Origin of the sequence: Streptomyces sp. cmx-18-6 (genome assembly GCF_046548915.1) — a bacterium.
Lineage (GTDB): Bacteria > Actinomycetota > Actinomycetes > Streptomycetales > Streptomycetaceae > Streptomyces.
The window spans coordinates 1-542 of sequence record NZ_JAEBEP010000057.1; the positions used below are offsets into that span (position 1 = coordinate 1).

General features: G+C 66.8%; 2 protein-coding genes. Both read left to right on the top strand.

What is annotated here, in order from left to right; genetic code table 11:
* Positions 1–226: acyl carrier protein (locus ACLJPL_RS34120; protein ID WP_411084820.1), on the top strand; the 226-nt coding region annotated here is incomplete at its 5' end.
* Positions 227–241: 15 nt separating this feature from the next.
* Positions 242–542 (top strand): hypothetical protein (locus ACLJPL_RS34125; RefSeq protein WP_411084821.1); only part of this gene is annotated, 301 nt, incomplete at its 3' end.

Consider the following 542-nt stretch of genomic DNA (forward strand, 5'->3'; position numbering starts at 1 on the left):
CTGGAAGGAAGCACTGCACGTCGACCGGTCGGCACCGAGGACTCCTTCTTCGAAGGGGGACTCGCTGCTGGCCACACGGGTCACGGCCCGTATGCCGCGCGAGTTCGGCACCGAAGTACCTCTCAGTGCCTTCTACACCAGAGCCACCGCCACTCATCTCGCGCACCTGGTCGAAGATCACGCGCACGGCGGTGACCAGTCCAACGGCGGCTGTGAGCGCGAATGACTGGGAGGGGATGACATGGTCCTGCACGAGGCAGAGCGTCCGGGGGGAGCGGCGTTCTCGTTTGCCGACCGCCTGCTGGAGGAACTGCGGCGGCGCCGGATTCGGCTGTGGGCCGACGGGGAGCGACTGCACTACGACGCACCGGCGAACACGATCGACGATCGTACACTTGAGCTGTTACGTCGCCATCGGGACATCCTCATCCAGCGGTTGCGGCAGACCGCCGGCGCCGCTGTTGCACGCCCGGGTGGCCACGACTCCCGGTGGCTGCGTCCGCTGAAGCTGAATCCGCACGGTACGGGTACGGTCGTCTTCG